Raw genomic sequence first — 18,978 nt, 5'->3', positions numbered from 1 at the left:
CTGTGAACGACGGCCCTGTCGCACAGAACGACACCGCCGAGGTGGACGAGGACGGTTCCGTCGATATCCCGGTTCTGGACAACGACAATGACCCCGACGGTGATCCTCTCACCGTGACCGAGGCCACGTCGCCCAACGGCACAGTCACCATCAATACCGATGGCACGCTGACGTTTGAGCCCGACGAGAACTTCAACGGTGACACGACGATCACCTACACGATCTCCGACGGTAATGGCGGCGAAGACACGGCTACGGTCGACGTCACAGTCAACGGCGTGAACGACGATCCGATCGCTTGCCCCGATCTGTACATTGTCACCGAAGACGAAGGCACGGGCGATGTGGATGGCAACGTCATCACCAACCCGTCCGACAACAATGCGGGCCTCGACATCGACCCTGATGGCGACACCCTGACCGTTGTTGCGATCAACGGCGACGCTGGCGGCGTCGGCACACCGATTGCTGGCGACAACGGCGGCCTGTTCACTTTGAACCCCGATGGATCCTTCGACTTCACCGCGAATGAGGAATTCGAATACCTCTCCCCCGGTGAATCTGCGGAAACCCAGATCGAATACACAGTTTCTGACGGCAATGGCGGTTTCGGTACGGCCACGCTGACGATCAGGGTGCAGGGCATCAATGATGCACCGGAGGCGCGGGATAGTTCCTACACCGTCGCTCAGGACGAGGCGTTTGGCGATGACGATGCCAATGCGATCACGGACGACACCGGCGAAGGGGCAGACAGCGATCCCGAAGATGATCCCCTGACGGTTGTGGCCGTGGACGGTGATCCGGCCAATGTGGGCGGCACTGTTGCTGGCGACAACGGCGGCTTGTTCACGATCAATGCGGACGGCTCTGTTGATTTCAGCGCCAATGGCGAATTTGACGATCTGGGCACGGGTGAAAGCGCGTCGACCACCGTCACTTACACCATCGCAGACCCTGAGGGGCTGGAAGACACGGCCACCGTGACCTTCACTGTCACCGGCACCAACGATGGTCCAGTGGCCGAAGAAGACACGTTTGACGCGGGCGAGGACGATGCACCCGCGGTGATCGGCAATGTTCTGGACAATGACGAGGACCCCGACAACGATCCGCTGAGCGTGGCCGAAGTCAACGGCGATGCCGACAACGTGGGCCAGCCCGTGGCAGGCGACAACGGTGGTTTGATCACGATCAACCCCGACGGCTCTGTCACGTTTGACCCGAATGGCGACTTCGAAGACCTCGGCACAGGTGAAGAGGCGACCACCACGGTCACCTACACCGTCACCGACCCATCGGGTGCCGAAGACACCGAAACCGTCACCATCACTGTAACAGGTGTGAATGACGGGCCGGACGCAACTGACAACGCCTATACGGTCACACTGACCGAGGCCGAGGGCGACGTAGACGGAAACGTCATCACCGACAACACCGGCGATGATGTGGACAGCGATCCGGAAGGTGATCCTCTGGAAGTTGTGGCTGTGGACGGCGATCCGGCCAATGTTGGAACACCTGTTGCAGGTGACAACGGTGGTCTGTTCACCATCAATCCCGATGGCACGGTCGACTTTGACGCCAATGGCGACTTTGACGATCTGGGTCTGGGTGAGACGGACACAACATCTGTCACCTACACGATCACCGATCCTGAAGGCGGGCAAGACACGGCAACCGTCACCTTCACCGTCACCGGCATTAACGACGGTACGGTGCAGGGCACCGAAGGCAACGACATCATCAACCCCGACATTCCTTATGTGGATGCCGATGGTGATATCGTGGACGCCAATGACGGTATCCTGCCAGGCGATGAAGGCACCAACAATGACGTGATCTTCGGCTTCGGTGGGGATGACACCATTCAGGCCGGCGCAGGCAACGACGATGTCTTCGGCGGCGAGGGTGACGACAGCATCACAGGCAACGCCGGCGACGACAGCCTGTCTGGCGATGCGGGCAACGATATCATCCGCGGCGGCATCGGTGACGACACCATCGACGGTGGTGACGATATGGACATGCTGTTCGGCGGCGCAGGCGATGACAGCCTTGATGGCGGCGCAGGCGACGACAAGATCGAAGGCGGCTCCGGCGATGACACTCTCATCGGTGGGGAAGGCAACGACGATCTGTGGGGCGCATCCGGTGATGACAGCGTTGACGGCGGCGCAGGCGATGACACCATCGCCACGGCCGAAGGCAACGATGTGGTCGAAGGCGGCGACGGCGATGACATCATCGACACAGGCAACGACGAGAACCCGCTGGGCCCTGACTTCGGTCAGAACCTGCCGGACGTCGGCTACCCCGGTGTCTATCCTGCGGACCTTGATCCAAACGACGACCTCGATACGGTCTTCGGTGGGGCAGGGAATGACAGCATCTCCACGGGTGACGACAACGACACCATCTTCGGTGGCTCCGGCAACGACACGATCGATGCAGGCGTCGACGACGACACCGTCGAAGGCGGCACCGGCGATGACATCATCATCGGGTCCGAAGGCAACGACGAAATCGCGGGTGAAGACGGCAACGACACCATCTACGGTGGTCTGGTTCCTGGCACCATCGGTGGCTTCGGCAACTTGCCCGACGATCTGGACGGTGACGGCGACAGCAACGACCCGGGCGAAGACCTGGTCACCAACAACAACAACGACACGTTGTTTGGCGGCGCTGGCAACGACACCATCTTCGGCGAAGACGACGATGACACCCTGTTCGGTGGCACCGGCGACGATGTGCTGGACGGCGGCGTTGACGACGACACGCTCTACGGTGACGAAGGTGCCGATACGCTGACCGGTGGTCAGGGTGCTGACAGCCAGTTCGGTGGTCTGGGCAACGATGTCTTTATCGTCGACACACCCGGAGAGGGCGCGGGCGACGTGATCGTCGGTGGCGAAGACCCCGATCTGGATGGCGATGGCCAGTCTGATGACGTTGATGTTCTTGACCTGACCGGATCCAACGTCGACTTCATCACGTACGAGGACGACGATCCGGAGGCCGGTGTTGTCACCTTCCTCGACGGCACGACCCTGACCTTCTCGGAAATCGAGAACGTGATCCCCTGCTTTACGCCGGGCACCACGATCGCGACCCCGAAGGGCGAACGCCTTGTCGAAGAACTGCGCGAAGGCGACCGGATCATCACCCGCGACAACGGTATCCAAGAGATCCGTTGGGTGGGCCGCAAGGAGATGTCCGGCAAGTCACTGGTGGCGAACCCGCACCTCAAGCCGATCCTGATCAAGGCAGGCGCCTTGGGCAACGGTCTGCCCGAGCGGGACATGATGGTGTCGCCAAACCACCGCTGTCTGGTGGCCTCGGAGAAAACACAGCTCTACTTCGAAGAGCGTGAAGTCCTCGCGGCAGCCAAGCATCTGGTGGGCAGCGAAGGCATCCACGAGGTGGACGTGATGGGCACAGCCTACATCCACTTCATGTTCGACCGCCACGAAGTGGTTCTGTCGAACGGGGCCTGGACCGAAAGCTTCCAGCCGGGCGATTACAGCTTGAAGGGCATTGGCAACAGCCAGCGCAACGAAATCTTCGAACTGTTCCCCGAACTGGCCACGAAAACAGGTCTGGGCAACTACCAGTCCGCGCGTCGCGCCCTGAAAAAGCACGAAGCACGCCTGTTGGTGAAGTAAACGACTATGCAGCTGCTTTCCCGCCTTTGGGTGGGGGGCATAGGAACGGGGGGTCATCTGGCCCCCCGTTTCCATTTAGGAAACAATCTTGGCGTTTAACCGTGATTGGTTTCAGCCCTCGGCGGGAAATGGGCGATTTTAATCAAAAATATTGAAGGTGGTCGTCTCGGCCGAACTTTCCCCGTAAATCGAACGCCAGAATGCTTACATACAACTTGAACGGGATACTGCTGTCCCTGCTGCCCGAGGTCCGAAATGCCCACGTCGTTCGAAGTTCTTTTTCTTGGTAATTTGCCGGATATCGACACCGGTGAAGGCAATCAGTTTGTCAGCCAAACGGCCGTCGACAGCTGGCTTGGTACATATGGCAGCGCGACGGATCCCTTGGCCTCAACCGACAATGTCAAGGATTGGGAGGCGGACAGTTTTTCCGGCGGACTTCAGCCCGCGTCCTACGATATCGACAACAACGCATCGAACGACACATTCACCGTCGACGGCGTGACCCAAACCCATGACGCCACGATGATCTTCAACGCGACGATCACCTATTTCGATGGCACGACTGCAAATATCACCGCAGTGGTCAGTCAGGCCACGAATGGTGACGTCTATCTGATGCCCGAATTCAGCGCCAACGCAGATCAGGCGGCGATTGAAGCGGCGCCGATCCAGTCGATCCAGCTGATTTCCCCGATCTATGCCAATGGCAATCCGGGGCAGGGCTACAACCTTGTGGCGGACAGACAGGCGGCGGATTTGGTCCCGTGTTTTACCCTTGGCACCATGATTGCCACGGATCGCGGTGAAATTCCGGTCGAGGCGCTTAAGATCGGGGACCGTGTCATGACCCGCGACAACGGATTGCAAGCAATCCGCTGGATCGGACGGCGCGATGTGACCGAAGAAGAGGTCATCGCCACGCCTGAGTGGGCCCCCATCCGCGTGGCCGCCGGTGCCTTATCCGGCGCGGTGCCCGAGACCGATCTGCTGCTGTCCCCCAACCACCGCGTCTTGATCACCGGCGAACGGGCTGCCCTGTTTTTCGGTGAGAATGAGGTTCTGGTGGCGGCCAAACATCTGGTTTCAATGGACGGTGTGTCCCGTGACCCAGCAGGCGCCGTGGCCTATTTCCACATTCTGTTCGACCGTCACGAAGTTATCTTGTCCAACGGCGCCTGGACGGAAAGTTTTCAGCCCGCCGATTACACCCTGCGCAGCATCGGTGACGAACAACGCGAAGAGGTGTACGGCCTGTTCCCGGAACTCAAGAACGTCGAAAGCGCTGCCGGTTGGTCTGCGGCGCGCAAGGTTCTGAAACGTCATGAAGCGCGGCTTCTTACGGCCTAGACCGGTTCCGATAACGATCCCAATCTTCGGGCGTGTCCAGATCAAGGCGCGCCCGTTGTCCGTTGAGCGGGACAATTTTGGTGTCGTCCGGCCAGTTTTCGCAAATGCGAAATGCGCCACGATCACCCTCTAATATGTTGAAATCAGAGAAAGTCTTGCGGGCAAAGTAGATCGGATGGCCCGGTTTCCCATCCTGCGTGGCCGCGCGCACGATTGCTATATCATCCGTCGCTGCTGCCTTGACGGCGGAGATATCTGCGGCGGTGATATCGGGCATATCGGCGGGCAGGATGACCACACCGGGGGCATCAACGGGCACCGCAGCGATCCCCGCGCGGATGCTGTCAGACATTTGCCCCGCAACGACAACAATGGTCGCTCGGGCGGGCACAACAGCGGCGCGCGGATGATCGGCGGAGGGCAGGGTGACGATCACCAAGCCACTCTCCAGCGCCCGCTCCACCTGTCGTCTGAGGAGGGGGAGGCCGTCAATATCTTCCAGTAATTTGTCACGCGCGCCCATGCGCGAAGAACGGCCCGCGGCGAGGATCACCGTCGGAATCTGCGCTTTATCTTCCACGGCGGAACCTAAAATTCTCGAATTTTAGGGCCTCCGGCGGGAGTTTTCTGGGCCAGATGAAGATCATGCGCGCAACCGGCTGCCGTCGGGATCAAAGAGCGGGGTTGTGATCAATGTGGCGGGGCGGCGGTCGCCCAGCAGTTCAACCTCAACCCGCAGACCTTCGGCCACCTGTCCTTTGGGGATCAGCCCGAAGGCGATGGATTTGCCCAGATGGTGAGAATAGCCGCCGGAGGTGCAGAACCCGATGACCTCATCATCCAGAAAGATCGGCTCATAGGCGGTGACATCCGTATCTGTTGCATCGACGATGAAGGTTACCAGTTGCCGGTCGGGATCATCCGCCGCGGCAGCCTCTTTGCCGATAAAGTCTTTGTCCCATTGGATAAACCGGTCCATCCCGGTTTCTTTGGCGGTATAATCAGGGCTGAATTCGCGCATCCAGCTGCCAAAATGCCGGTCCAGCCTGAGGGACATGATCGCGCGCATCCCGAACAGGCTGAGGCCCATGGGCTGACCGGCCGTCCACAAAGTTGTCCACAGGGCGCGTTGGTCCATGGGATCGCAATAAATCTCATACCCCAGATCACCGGTGTAGCTGACCCGCTGGACGGTGCAGGCCGTCTGGCCGATGGTCATGGAGCGTGTGTCGAGGAACCGCATGTCCGTATCGTCGCGGGTACAAGCGGCCAGAAGGTCGGTTGCATGTGGTCCGGCGATGGAGAACCCATTGAGTTTATCGCTGATATTTTCGATACTTACGCCATCTTCTTGATGTTGCAGGAACCACCGCATGTGTTGGGCCTGTGCGCCGTAGCTGGCCGTCAGGTGAAAGCTGTTTTCGCCGGTACAGGACACCGTGAAATCGCCCAGCAGCTTGCCTTTGGGCGACAACATAGGCGTCAGGGATATGCGACCCTCTTTGGGGATACGACCGGCCATGATGCGGTTCAGCCAGCTGCGCGCATGGGCGCCAGTGATGCGGTATTTGCCGAAGTTATGCACCTCGGTTATTCCGACGTTCGAGCGTACCCCCTTGACCTCACGCGCGATGGCGTCAAAGGCGTCGGATCGGCGGAAGGACGGTGTTTCAAACGTAGGTTCATCGCCTTGGGCAAAGTAATTGGGCACCTCAAGCCCGTATTGATGGCCCCAGACAGCGCCATGGCTTGTGAAGATGTCGTACATCGGCGTGGTGCGGTGGGGTCGTGCGGCGGGCAGTTCTTCGTTCGGGTAGGCCACGGAGAACCGTTTTTGATAGTTTTCAATCACCTTGGGACGGGTGTAGCCCGGCGTGATCCAATCCCCGAACCGCGCCACATCCATGGCCGTCACATCGCGTTCGCATTCGCCGTGGATCATCCATTGGGCCAGCATCAGACCGACGCCGCCGCCTTGGCTGAACCCCGCCATGACCCCGCAGGCGGACCAATAGCCGCGCATGCCGGGCACAGGGCCCACCAGCGGGTTGCCATCGGGCGCAAAGGTGAACGGCCCATGGACGACAGTCTTCACACCGGCACGGGCCAGCGCGGGAAAACGGTTGTAGGCGAATTCGATGCTGTCCTCGATTTTGTCCAGATCATCGGGTAGCAATTCAGCGCCAAAGGACCACGGCGTGCCGTCCACGGCCCACGGCCGGCAGGGCTGTTCGTAAAAGCCGATGCATAATCCGCGCCCTTCCTGACGCAGATAGCTTTCCCCGGCTGGGTCCATGACGTGGGGGTGTTCGGCGTCACGCTCCATGATCTCGGGCACGTCATCGGTGACGATGTATTGGTGTTCCATCGGATGCAGGGGGGCATAGATGCCCGCCATCGCAGCCACTTCGCGCGCCCAAAGCCCGCCTGCGTTGACCACATGTTCCGTGTGGATCGTGCCCTTATCCGTGACCACATCCCATGTGCCATCCGCCCTTTGAGTGGTGGCCGTGACCATGGTGTGGGTTTCGATGGTGGCCCCACCCATGCGCGCGGCCTTGGCGTAGGCGTGGGTTGTGCCGGACGGGTCCAGATGCCCGTCAAGGGGATCGTACAAAGCGCCCAGAATGCCATCCGTGTTGGTGATCGGCGCGATTTTGCGGATCTCTTCGGGGCCGATAATTTCGGTCTCTAGCCCCATGTAGCGGTGCTTGGCCCGTTCGGCGACCAGCATGTCGAACCTGTCCGCATTGTCCGCCAGTGTGACGCCGCCTACATGGTGCAGACCGCACGACAGACCGGTGATCTCCTCAAGCTCACGATAGAGTTTGATGGTATATCCCTGCAGCGCGGCCATATTGGTGTCGCCGTTCAGGGTGTGAAACCCTCCGGCGGCATGCCATGTGGACCCGGACGTCAGTTCCGCACGTTCCAGCAACATGACATCGGACCAGCCCAGCTTGGTCAGGTGGTACAGAACCGATGCGCCGACGACGCCGCCTCCGATGATGACGACACGGGATGTGGTTTTCATGTGTGGCCTCCGGGCACTGGTTTGGCCCACCTTGGCCAAAACAAATGGCCGCTGCCAAGACAGAATCGACGCCATCCGTCGCCTTCCGTCGATACCGCGCTATTTGACCGGCGTGACGTTGGACAAAGGGCAACACGTGCAGATAAACCAAGTATTTTCCAAGGGGCTGGATACGGTCGGGGAAACGACCTTTGTCCGAAAACTCAGACGGCAGTTCAATAAACTGTGGGTGCGTATTGCCCTGATCGGTTTCATGTCGTTGCTGGCCATTATCGTCGCACGACTGACAGAGCCATTCATCCCCGACGGGATCAAGGACGTAATCGGCGCGGGGTCGATCGGATCCCTGTTGCAAATCATCGCGAATTCCATGCTGGCGGTGACGACGTTTTCACTGACCGTGATGGTGTCCGTGTTCCGGTCCGCCTCAAGCCAGTGGACCCCGCGTATCCATCGTCTGATGATGGATGACCAAATCACCCAAACCACATTGTCCACGCTTGTTGGTGCCTATATTTATGCGCTGGCCTCAATCATCTTGTTGGAAACACAACTTTTTTCCGACGATCAGGTCGTGGTCCTGTTTTGCTTCACCATCATCATCCTTATCCTGATCATCATCGCGATTGTGCGCTGGATCGTGCATTTGCAGACCTTGGGCAGCCTGATTGAGACGACCCGCCGGATTGAGGAAAAGACAAAGGCCGCCTTTTCGTTGAGGATGGAAAACCCCTGTCTGGGGGCCAATCCCCTGACGGATATGGACGCCGTCCCCGATGATGCGGTGGCCGTCAAGGCGGATGAGACAGGCTACATCCAGTTCATTTATGAACAGCAGCTGGCCGAACTGGCAGAAAAGGAAGACATCGACATCTACTTCAGCACGCCTGTCGGGCACTTTGTGTATAAGGGAGAGGCGATTGCCTATATCACCGCGAAAACCGACGGCATCTTTGACAAATTGAACGAAAGCATCTCGATCGGGGATTTGCGGACCTTTGAACAGGACCCGCGGTTTGGCTTGATCGTGCTGGGTGAGATCGGGTCGAAAGCGCTTAGTCCGGGGATCAACGATCCGGGAACCGCGATTGATGTGGTCGGACGCATGGCGCGCATTTTCGACGGATACCGCAGTGAGATGGACCGCACCGATGTGGAAGTGGCCCATCCGCGACTGTGGCTGCCCCCGCTTGAGGCGGCCAGCCTTGTCGAGGACGGCTTTGACCCCATTGCGCGCGATGGCGGTGGCATTGTTGAGGTCCAGCTGGCCTTGCAAAAGGCCCTCGACCATCTGTCGCGCCATCCCGACGACGATTTGTCGGAGGCCGCCGTCGAAGCCGCCAAACGTGCGTTCAAACGGGCGGAGAAAAAGATGGATTACGGTCAGGATCTGGAACGGCTGCGGGACCAGACCCCGGCCGAGGTGACGAACGGCTAGACGCGGGCGAAATGCGACGGGATATGTCGGTTAGGGCCAAGTGACGGCGCGGCTCAGACCGTCTGCTGGGGGAAACCCATGGCCCACCGGAGGACCCCAATGCGCACCCACGCCCAAGCTGTCGTCATCGGAGGCGGCGTAATCGGCTGTTCGATCCTGTACCATCTGGCCAAATTGGGTTGGACGGATGTGGTGCTTCTTGAACGGGACGAGTTGACATCGGGGTCCACATGGCACGCAGCGGCCAACATCCACGGCCTGCACGACAGCACAAATATCTCGCGTATTCAGCACTATACGATGAATTTGTACAATGAACTGGAGGAGGAGACCGGCCAGTCCTGTGGTGTATTCCAGCCCGGATCGCTGTATCTTGCGCAGACCGAAGACCGCGAACACCAGTTGCGGTTGCAGGCCGCGAAGGCCCGATTTTACGGCATGAACTTCCATGAGGTGGATCGGGCGGAGGCCGAGCGGCTGCATCCGTTGGTCAATTACGATGGCATCCGCTGCATCATGTTCGAACCCGACGGCGGCAATGTGGACCCGTCAGGCGTGACCAACGCCTACGCCATCGGCGCGCGCCAGCGCGGGGCCGAGATTATCCGCTTTTGCCCCGTCACGGCGACCGTGCAGCAGCCCGACGGGACATGGATCGTCGAGACGCCAAAGGGCGATATTCACGCCGAATGGGTGATCAATGCCGCCGGACTTTGGGGCCGCGAAGTGGCGAAACTGGCGGGGATCGAACTGCCGCTGTTGCCCACTGAGCACCAGTATTTTGTGACCGAAACGATTGCCGAAATTGCAGCCCTGGACCGCCGGTTGCCATCGGTCGCAGACCGCGACGGGGAGTATTACCTGCGTCAGGAGGGGCAGGGCTTGCTGGTGGGGGCCTACGAAAAGGATGTCCGGTTCTGGGCTGAGGACGGCACGCCCCAAGGGTTCGGGCATGAGCTGTTCGCTGACGATCTGGAACGCATCGAGGACAACATGATGCGCGCCATCGACCGGGTGCCCGCAGTGGGTGAGGCCGGGATCAAGCGGGTCATCAATGGCCCCATGATCTGGTCACCGGATTCCAATGTGCTGTTTGGTCCGCATCCCGATCTGCGGAACTACTTTTGCTGCAACGGGATCATTCCGGGGTTCAGCCAGTCGGGCGGGATGGGCCTGATGGCGGCAGAATGGATCACGAAAGGCGAGTCGACTTACGACATGTTTGCATGGGATGTTTCAAGATTTGGCAAATGGGCCGATGCAAAATTCACCAAAGCCCGCGTCGGGGACCAATACGCACACCGGTTCAAAATTCATTTCCCCGGTGAGGAACGCGAGGCAGGCCGGCCGGTTCGCGTGCGCCCCGTCTATGACATGCAACGTGACATGGGGGCGGTGTTCGGGCTGAATTACGGTTGGGAACATCCTGCCTATTTTGACGCCGATGTGCCCGACAGCGCGGGTTTCACCCGCCAGCCGTGGTTCAACAGCGTCGGGCGCGAGGCGAAGATGTTACGCCAGTCGGTCGGGATCATTGATATTTCAAACTTTGCCAAATACGTCTGCACCGGACCGGACGCGGAAAGCTGGCTGAATGCGGTCTTTGCGAACCGGATGCCACAGGCGGTGGGCCGGTCCTGCCTGACGCCGCTCATCGGGGTCAATGGCGGGATCGCGGGGGACTTTACCGTGACCCGCATGGGTGAAGATGAATTCTGGATCATCGGGTCGGGCATGGCCGAACGGTATCACCAGCGGTTCTGGGCGATGGTGCCCTTGCCCGACGGCACCACATTTGAAAGCCGCACGGACAGTTGGTGCGGGTTCAACGTGGCAGGACCTTTGGCGCGTAAGGCGTTGCAGACATTGACGAATACCTCATTGGAGACTGCGGATTTCCCTTTCATGCGGTCCAAGTGGCTGGAGCTTGCGGGCGTGACATGCCTCGCCCTGCGCGTGTCCTTTACGGGTGATCTGGGATGGGAAATCCACTGTAAGGAAGAGGATCAAGCCGTTGTTTACAAATCACTTCTGGACGCGGCAGGTGAATTGGAGGGCGGCCCCGTCGGCAGCCGCGCGCTGATGTCCTTACGCATTGAAAAGGGCTATGGATCATGGGGGCGCGAATACAGCCCCGAATACTGGCCGCAAGAGGTCGGGCTTGACCGACTGATCAAGTCGGATAAGGAATTTCTGCACAGAGACAAATATTTACGGATTAAAGATAATCCATCACGTGAAGTTCTGTCCTTGATTCATGTGACGGAGGTGGACACCGCCGACGCCACCGGAGGAGAGCCGGTTTTCCGCCCTGACGGCACGCCTGTCGGTCGTGTGACATCGGGCACCTATGGCTATTCGGTCGGTATGTCGCTGGCGTTGGGGTACCTCAAAGACACCCCCGCCGGCACAGAGGTTGACGTTATGATCCTTGGCAAAGCCCACCGTGGCGTGGTGCTGGCTGAGCCGCCCTTTGATCCCAAGGGTAAACGGCTCAGAGCGTAATTACGGAATGATCCGCGTGTACTTGGTGCCTTCGATGGTGGCACCGGCCCGGAACCCGGCCTGCGCGAAGACCACGGCAATCACCGGTGACAGGGACGTCGTCGTTTCAGCCCGCAGGGTTTCGCCAGTGTCGTTGAGCGCATATTCAATGTCAGCCCCGGCGGCCCAGCCGTTCGCACGGCGGAAGTCGATCAGTGCATCCTGCGTCATGAAGAACAACACGGTGGAATACTGCTGCGCGCCGATTTGCAAACCCGCGCTGCCGGCGGCGGCGGAATAGTAATCGACCGTGGTTTCCCCGACCTTCAGCGCGCCGCGCCCGAAGGATGCCCCCAATCCAAGGCCCGCTTCGGTGACGACAGGCATGACCAACATGCCGCTGGCCTTGTTCGCCAAATCCCGCGTGCCGGGGTAATTGTTGTACATAAATGACAGGGTGCTGTCGACGCGGGCGTCGATCTGGGCTGCGCCGTCGCCGCCGATGCCATTGCCACATGCGGACAGGGTGGTGGTCGCCAGCGCGGATAGCGCAAAATTGCGTCTTGAAAGAAGGGTCATAACTGCCTCGTGCCTCTAGGTTCGGGGTTTTTCCCCGTTATGGGCAGAACTATAGGCGGGATTTTGCGACCTGTCAGCACCAAGTTGCAGTTCGGCGGGTTTTGGCCCGCGTCAGGCGGGCGCGGCCTTTTTCTTGGCATCCTTGACCTTAGCGGCCAGATCGCGGGCAATGCCGAACGCGCCCTGGATTTTGGCGCGGTCGTTGGGCCAGTCGCGGCGGATGACGATTTTGTTGTCCTTAACCTTGGCCTGGCCGCGCTGGTCTTCGATAAATTCGACAAGCCCTTCGGGGGAGATGAATTTGTCGTTGTGAAACCGGATGACAGCGCCCTTTGGACCGCCATCCAGCTGGCTGATGCCGGCGCGTTTGCACATGGCCTTGATGCGGACGACCAGCATGAGGGTGTTCACCTCTTTGGGCAGTGACCCGAAACGGTCGATCAATTCGGCGGCGAATCCTTCGAGTTCGACTTTGGTGGTCAGATCGCTGAGACGACGGTAAAGGCCAAGACGCACGTCCAGATCAGGCACGTAGTCTTCGGGGATCAGGACAGGCACGCCAAGGTTGATTTGCGGTGCCCATTGGCCGTCCTCGACCAATGTGACTTCGCCCGATTTGATCTTGGCGATCTGTTCTTCGAGCATGGATTGGTAGAGTTCATACCCCACCTCACGCATCTGGCCGGATTGTTCTTCGCCCAGCAGGTTGCCCGCGCCACGAATATCAAGGTCCTGTGACGCCAGCGTAAAGCCTGCGCCCAGCGTGTCGATGCTGCCAAGCACCTTCAGACGTTTTTCGGCCTGGGGTGTCAGTTTCTGGCGTGGTTTATAGGTCAGATACGCATAGGCGCGGGTTTTGGAGCGGCCCACGCGGCCCCGGATCTGGTAGAGTTGAGCGAGGCCAAACATATCGGCGCGGTGCACGATCATGGTGTTGGCAGTGGGGATGTCGAGGCCGCTTTCCACGATGGTGGTGGCCAGCAACACGTCATATTTCCCGTCATAAAAGGCGTTCATCCGGTCATCGAGTTCACCGGCGGCCATCTGGCCGTTGGCAGTGATATAGCTGACTTCAGGCACCTGTTCTTTCAGGAATTCCTCAATCTCTGGCAGATCGGAGATGCGGGGGACCACGAAGAACGACTGACCGCCACGGTAGTGTTCGCGCAAGAGCGCCTCGCGCAGGGTGACCGTGTCGAATTCGCTAACGTAGGTGCGGATTGCCAGTCGGTCCACGGGCGGCGTGCCGATGATGGACAGTTCGCGGACGCCCGATAGGCTCAGTTGCAGGGTGCGCGGGATGGGCGTCGCCGTCAGGGTCAGGACGTGAATGTCCGTTCGCATCTGTTTCAGGCGTTCCTTGTGTTGCACGCCGAAGTGCTGTTCTTCGTCAATGACGATGAAGCCAAGGTTCTTGAAGCGGATGGATTTGGCCAGCAGCGCGTGGGTCCCGATGACGATATCCACCGTGCCTTTGGCGATGCCTTCACGGGTTTCGGTGGCCTCCTTTGTGCCAACAAAGCGCGACAAAGGTCTGACATTGATGGGAAATCCGCGGAACCGTTCGGCAAAATTCTTGTAATGCTGGCGCGCGAGCAAGGTGGTGGGTGCGATGATCGCGACCTGCACACCGGACATGGCGGCCACGAAGGCCGCGCGGATCGCAACCTCGGTCTTGCCGAAGCCCACGTCGCCGCACACCAGCCGGTCCATGGGCTGGCCGGAGCCGAGGTCTTCGAGGACGTCGGAGATTGCCGCCAGTTGGTCGTCGGTTTCAGCGTAGGGAAAACGGGCCAGAAATTGATCCCACATCCCGTCGGGCGGGGTCAGGGCGGGGGCCGTGCGCAGGGCGCGTTCCGCGGCCACACGGATCAGGCGTTCCGCCATCTCACGGATGCGTTCCTTGAGCTTGGCCTTTTTGGCCTGCCACGCGCCACCGCCGAGTTTGTCCAGAAGACCGACCTCATGGCCGAAGCGCGACAGAAGTTCGATGTTCTCAACGGGCAGATACAGCTTTGAATTTTCTGCATATTCCAACAGCAGACATTCATGGGCCGCACCGGCGGCGGTCACGACTTCCAACCCCAGATAGCGGCCCACGCCGTGGTCCACATGCACCACCAGATCGCCCGGTGTAAGGGATTGGGTTTCGGTCAGGAAGTTTTCAGCACGGCGTTTGCGTTTGGTCTGGCGGATCAGACGGTCACCCAGCACGTCCTGTTCGGAAATGACCACAAGGTCCTTGGCCTCAAACCCATGCTCAAGCGCCAGAACGGCCAGATGCAGGCCGGTTTTGCCGACGCGGGAAAAGTCGGTGACGGGGATCGCCTCACCCACGCCCTCGTCTTCGATCAGGCCCATCAGACGTTCGCGGGCGCCTTCGGAATATGAGGCGATGATAACGGGTCTTTCTTGCAGTTTCACTTTAACATGATCAGCCAAGGCCCCGAAAAGGCTGATGGATTCCTGTTGACGTTCGGGCGCGAAATCCCGCCCGATCCGACCGCCTGCATCAATCACACCGGGACCGGTGGCCTGTGGCAATGCGTTGAACTGCAAGGTGCGGAAGGCGGCCGTCGCGGCTTCCCATGCTGCGTTGTCCAGATACAGCCCCTCAGGTGGCGCGGGTTTATAGACGCTGTCCATGCGACCCTTGGCCAGCATCGCCTCACGCCGCGCATCGTATTGATCGGCGATGGACACCCAGCGCGCCTCCCGTTGGGCGGCGTTTTGATCATCCAGCGTGATGGTGGCACCCGGCAGATAATCGAACAGCGTTTCTAGATGGTCGTGAAAAAACCCCATCCAGTGTTCGACGCCTGCGTGTTTTTTGCCAGCGGACACGGCCTCATACAGCGGATCATCGGTGCCGGCGGCGCCGAATTCCAGACGGTAGGTCTGGCGGAAGCGGGTGATCGCGGCGTCATCGAGGATCACCTCGGACACAGGCGCCAGTTCGATCAGGTCAAGCTTTTCGGTGGTGCGCTGGGTTGCCGGATCAAAGCGGCGCGCGCCGTCCAGATCGTCGCCAAACAGATCAAGGCGCACAGGGCCGGATTGTCCGGGCGGATAGATGTCGATGATGCCGCCGCGCACGGCGTAATCACCCGGTTCGGTCACGGTGGGGGCCTGCGTGAACCCCATGCGGACCAGAAAGGCGCGCAGGGCTTTTTCGTCGATCCGCCCGCCGACACGGGCGGAGAACGCAGCCTCCCTCAGCACATCACGGGCGGGGACCTTCTGTGTGGCGGCGTTGACGGTCGTCAGTAGAACGAACCGGTCCGGCATCGCATGGGCGAGACCCGCCAGCACCGCCATGCGGGCCGCAGAAATGTCGGCGTTGGGTGACACGCGGTCATAGGGCAGACAATCCCAACCGGGGAAAATGATGACCGGCATATCGGGCGCAAAGAAGGCCAATGCAGCGCGGGTCGCCTCAAGCCGTTTGTCATCGCGGCAGACATGAACGACGGGGCCCTTTTCGGCCTCTGCCAGAATGAGACGGGCATCGAACCCCTCGGGCGCGCCGGAAACGGTGATGTGTTTGGAATGGGCCATGGGACCGGACCTACCCCGACGGGGGCCGGTGTCAATGGCTGCGCGTTACAGCCAGATGCCCACGGCGAGGTTTTTATACATCCCGAACATCGCCGTGATGAAGATGGAGAACATGCCGACGAATTGCGTGGCCACACGGTGACGGCTGAGACGTTTGTAAAGGTCGTCGCCATGGGGCATGTCACGGGCGATGATTTTGGCGGTGTTCAGGCTGAGCATACCGACAAGCGTCATGGGAAAGGCCAGCAAGAAGACGGCCTGCGCAAATTCGACGTCATAGACGAAGGCAAGAATTGCGAGGGAGGTCAGCATAAAGCACAGAACGCCGGACAGCACGAGGCCGGAGACTTCGGCAATATAAAGCAGGCGGTTGACGTTAATGCGGACCATGTCGTGCAGATCATCTTCGGCTGTGCCGCCTTGTTTTCTGGCCCGCTGGATCATGTCGAAGGGCACGCCCAGAACCCAGTGGCTGACCGATGACCACATCACCGCAAGCGCGATCCAGAACCACAGGTTCGAAAAGCTCCGCATGTCGATGACTTCGAAAAGGGTGTTGGTCCAGTTCACGGGGGTGGCAGCCTGTGGGATGTGATGTGTCTGATTTTTGCGCAACCTAGCGGTGCAGGCGGGCAATGCCCAGCCTTGTGATGTGCGGCAATTCGTGCGACCCAAAATGTGTGACTTGAAAGGCCCGATCTATGACATTGCCCCCGTTTCCCCAGACCCGTCTGCGCCGGTTGCGCCGCACCCCCGCTTTGCGGGCCATGGTGCGTGAAAGCGCGCTGAGCCCGGCGGATTTCATATGGCCGATTTTCGTGATGGAGGGGACGGACCGGGAGGAGGCCGTGGCCTCCATGCCCGGAGTGGTGCGCCGCACGGTGGACCGCGTGGGCGCTGCCGCGCGTGAAGCATGGGATTTGGGCATCCCGGCGATCTGCATTTTCCCCTACACCGGCATGGACGCGCGGACGGAGGATTGCGCGCTGGCATGGTCGCGAGACAACATCGCCAACCGCGCCATCCGTGAGATCAAGGACGCCTGTCCCGAGATTGCGGTGATGACGGATATCGCGCTCGATCCCTACAACATCAACGGCCACGACGGATTTGTGGAAAACGGCGCGATCGTCAATGACCGCACGGTTGAGGCGCTGGTCAAGATGGCGCTGGTGCAGGCGGAGTGCGGGGCCGATATTCTGGGGCCGTCCGATATGATGGACGGCCGCATCGGCGCGATCCGCGGCGCGTTGGAGGAGGCGGGGCACAGCCATGTGACGATCCTGAGCTACACGGCGAAATATGCCAGCGCCTTTTACGGGCCGTTCCGTGATGCTGTGGGGGCGTCGTCGGCGCTGACGGGGGACAAGAACACCTATCAGATGGACCCCGCCAATTCGGATGAAGCCATGCGGTTGGTGGAACGTGATCTGTCCGAAGGGGCGGATATGGTCATGGTGAAACCGGGGATGCCCTATCTGGACATCGTGGGCCGTGTGAAACGCGAATTCGGCGTGCCGACCTTTGCCTATCAGGTGTCGGGTGAATACGCGATGATGCAGGCGGCGGCGCAAAACGGCTGGTTGGATGGTGACAAGGTGATGCTGGAATCGCTGATGTGTTTCAAACGCGCAGGGTGTGACGGGGTGTTAACCTATTTCGCACCGGCGGCCGCACGGCTGTTGAACGGGTGACTAGAATTCTCAAATTTTAGTCGGTGTCTCGGCGGATTTTGCTGGTGATCCAGAAGGCCAGAACGGCGCAGATGAATGTGCCCACAGCCAGCGGCAGCGGTGTGCCGTCAAACTGCAACCCGATGGGGGCCGCGATGATCACCGCGCCGACCGTCGCGATGGCGGTGACCAAGGATGCGGCCATGCCTGCGATATGGCCCATGGGTTCCAACGCGAGCGCGTTCAGATTGCCCAACGTCAGCCCGGCCTGAAAGAACACCGATGTGGTCCAGAAGGCATAGAACAGCAGTTCAAACCGGACAGGCAGGCCAAGCAACACAACCCCAATCATCGCCAGCGACAACGCCGATTGCGCCAGAAACATCGCCTTGATGATCGGGCGCATCCCCAGCCGCTGCACGATCCGCGCATTGATCAGCGAAGCGGAGGCCGCCAACACGGCGATGCCGCCAAACCAGAAGTGGAAACTGTGCCCTTGGCCGTAGGTCACATCAAACACCTGCTGGGTGGAGCTAAGGACAGAAAACAACATCCCCATGGACAGGGTCTGCGCCAGTGTCGCCAGACGCACGGTCGGATGTGTCACGACCTCCCGTGCGGCGGACCAAAGCGGGGCGAATTGCAGGGACCGGCGACGGTCTGCGGGCAAGGTTTCAGGCTGGCGCAACATCAACCACGTGGAAGTCACGGCCGCAAAAAGCGCAAAGGCCACAAACACCCCGCGCCAGCCCGATACCGCGATGATCAGCGCCCCAAGTGACGGCGCAAGCGCGGGCACCAGTGAGAAAATCAACATCACAAAGGACATGATCCGCGCCATATCGCGGCCTGCATAAAGGTCACGCACCATCGCCACGGAAGCCACACGCGGGGCGGCGGCCGCCAACCCCATCAGCACGCGCGCGATCAACATCGTCTCAAGCGTCTGGGCGAAATAGGCAAAAAGCGTCGCCGCAATATACAGCCACGCGCCCGTGACGATCACCGCCTTGCGGCCAAATCTGTCCGCCAAAGGGCCGGTGAAAAACGTGCCCAACCCCATGCCCAACACGAAACTGGTGATGACCAGTTGCGCGTTGTTCAAGGTATCAGGCGTCAGCTCGGCCCCGATTTCGGGCAGGGCGGGCAACATGGCGTCGATGGAAAACGCGATCGTCGCCATGAGCATGGCGA

11 protein-coding genes are annotated in these 18,978 nt (G+C 60.0%); 5 read left to right on the top strand and 6 right to left on the bottom strand.

What is annotated here, in order from left to right; all coding sequences use genetic code 11:
- Both QZ653_RS10190 and QZ653_RS10185 read left to right on the top strand, forming a co-directional pair.
- The coding region (locus QZ653_RS10190; RefSeq protein WP_296419951.1) for an Ig-like domain-containing protein at positions 1 to 3,668 on the top strand (3,668 nt) is incomplete at its 5' end.
- 255 nt (positions 3,669 to 3,923) lie between these two features.
- Positions 3,924 to 5,018, top strand: a complete 1,095-nt coding sequence (locus QZ653_RS10185) for a Hint domain-containing protein (protein ID WP_296419950.1) — start codon at positions 3,924 to 3,926, stop codon at positions 5,016 to 5,018.
- On the opposite strand, the gene QZ653_RS10180 is transcribed toward QZ653_RS10185, so the two are convergent.
- Together QZ653_RS10180 and QZ653_RS10175 are read right to left on the bottom strand one after the other, a co-directional pair.
- A complete protein-coding gene (locus QZ653_RS10180) occupies positions 5,008 to 5,598 on the bottom strand; it encodes a nucleotidyltransferase family protein (protein ID WP_296419949.1) in 591 nt (196 codons plus the stop codon). The genes QZ653_RS10185 and QZ653_RS10180 overlap by 11 nt on opposite strands.
- Positions 5,599 to 5,661: 63 nt before the next feature.
- A complete protein-coding gene (locus QZ653_RS10175; RefSeq protein ID WP_296419948.1) occupies positions 5,662 to 8,052 on the bottom strand; it encodes a GcvT family protein in 2,391 nt (796 codons plus the stop codon).
- Between the two features lie 136 nt (positions 8,053 to 8,188).
- On the opposite strand from QZ653_RS10175, the gene QZ653_RS10170 reads away from it, so the two are divergent.
- Together QZ653_RS10170 and QZ653_RS10165 are read left to right on the top strand one after the other, a co-directional pair.
- The gene (locus QZ653_RS10170; RefSeq protein WP_296419947.1) at positions 8,189 to 9,490 is read left to right on the top strand and encodes a DUF2254 domain-containing protein; all 1,302 of its coding nucleotides are present in this window, start codon (positions 8,189 to 8,191) and stop codon (positions 9,488 to 9,490) included.
- Positions 9,491 to 9,589: 99 nt separating this feature from the next.
- Positions 9,590 to 11,995, top strand: a complete 2,406-nt coding sequence (locus QZ653_RS10165) for a GcvT family protein (protein WP_296419946.1) — start codon at positions 9,590 to 9,592, stop codon at positions 11,993 to 11,995.
- On the opposite strand, the gene QZ653_RS10160 is transcribed toward QZ653_RS10165, so the two are convergent.
- From QZ653_RS10160 to QZ653_RS10150, 3 genes are all read right to left on the bottom strand, one after another.
- Complete coding sequence (locus QZ653_RS10160) at positions 11,996 to 12,553, bottom strand: YSC84-related protein (protein WP_296419945.1); 558 nt, start codon at positions 12,551 to 12,553, stop codon at positions 11,996 to 11,998.
- A gap of 111 nt (positions 12,554 to 12,664) precedes the next feature.
- The gene (gene mfd / locus QZ653_RS10155) at positions 12,665 to 16,111 is read right to left on the bottom strand and encodes a transcription-repair coupling factor (protein WP_296419944.1); all 3,447 of its coding nucleotides are present in this window, start codon (positions 16,109 to 16,111) and stop codon (positions 12,665 to 12,667) included.
- 45 nt (positions 16,112 to 16,156) lie between these two features.
- Complete coding sequence (locus QZ653_RS10150; RefSeq protein WP_296419943.1) at positions 16,157 to 16,681, bottom strand: component of SufBCD complex; 525 nt, start codon at positions 16,679 to 16,681, stop codon at positions 16,157 to 16,159.
- Positions 16,682 to 16,812: 131 nt separating this feature from the next.
- Between QZ653_RS10150 and hemB the strand changes: the two genes are divergently transcribed.
- Positions 16,813 to 17,805 carry a porphobilinogen synthase gene (hemB, locus tag QZ653_RS10145; protein ID WP_296419942.1) on the top strand — a complete coding sequence of 331 codons (993 nt, stop codon included), beginning with the start codon at positions 16,813 to 16,815 and terminating at the stop codon, positions 17,803 to 17,805.
- A gap of 16 nt (positions 17,806 to 17,821) precedes the next feature.
- On the opposite strand, the gene QZ653_RS10140 is transcribed toward hemB, so the two are convergent.
- The gene (locus QZ653_RS10140) at positions 17,822 to 18,973 is read right to left on the bottom strand and encodes a multidrug effflux MFS transporter (protein ID WP_296419953.1); all 1,152 of its coding nucleotides are present in this window, start codon (positions 18,971 to 18,973) and stop codon (positions 17,822 to 17,824) included.
- Between the last annotated feature and the right edge of the window lie 5 nt (positions 18,974 to 18,978).

This window comes from Pseudooctadecabacter sp. (genome assembly GCF_020627745.1).
Classification (GTDB): domain Bacteria; phylum Pseudomonadota; class Alphaproteobacteria; order Rhodobacterales; family Rhodobacteraceae; genus Octadecabacter.
The sequence above is the reverse complement of the archived record's forward strand: the minus strand, read 5'-3'. Positions and strand labels throughout refer to the sequence as shown.

Coding starts and splice junctions, on each gene's coding strand:
- hemB (WP_296419942.1), top strand. CDS start 16,813: ATGACATTGCCCCCGTTTCCCCAGACCCGTCTGCGCCGGTTGCGCCGC.
- QZ653_RS10165 (WP_296419946.1), top strand. CDS start 9,590: ATGCGCACCCACGCCCAAGCTGTCGTCATCGGAGGCGGCGTAATCGGC.
- QZ653_RS10140 (WP_296419953.1), bottom strand. CDS start 18,973: ATGCTCATGGCGACGATCGCGTTTTCCATCGACGCCATGTTGCCCGCC.
- QZ653_RS10175 (WP_296419948.1), bottom strand. CDS start 8,052: ATGAAAACCACATCCCGTGTCGTCATCATCGGAGGCGGCGTCGTCGGC.
- mfd (WP_296419944.1), bottom strand. CDS start 16,111: ATGGCCCATTCCAAACACATCACCGTTTCCGGCGCGCCCGAGGGGTTC.
- QZ653_RS10160 (WP_296419945.1), bottom strand. CDS start 12,553: ATGACCCTTCTTTCAAGACGCAATTTTGCGCTATCCGCGCTGGCGACC.
- QZ653_RS10185 (WP_296419950.1), top strand. CDS start 3,924: ATGCCCACGTCGTTCGAAGTTCTTTTTCTTGGTAATTTGCCGGATATC.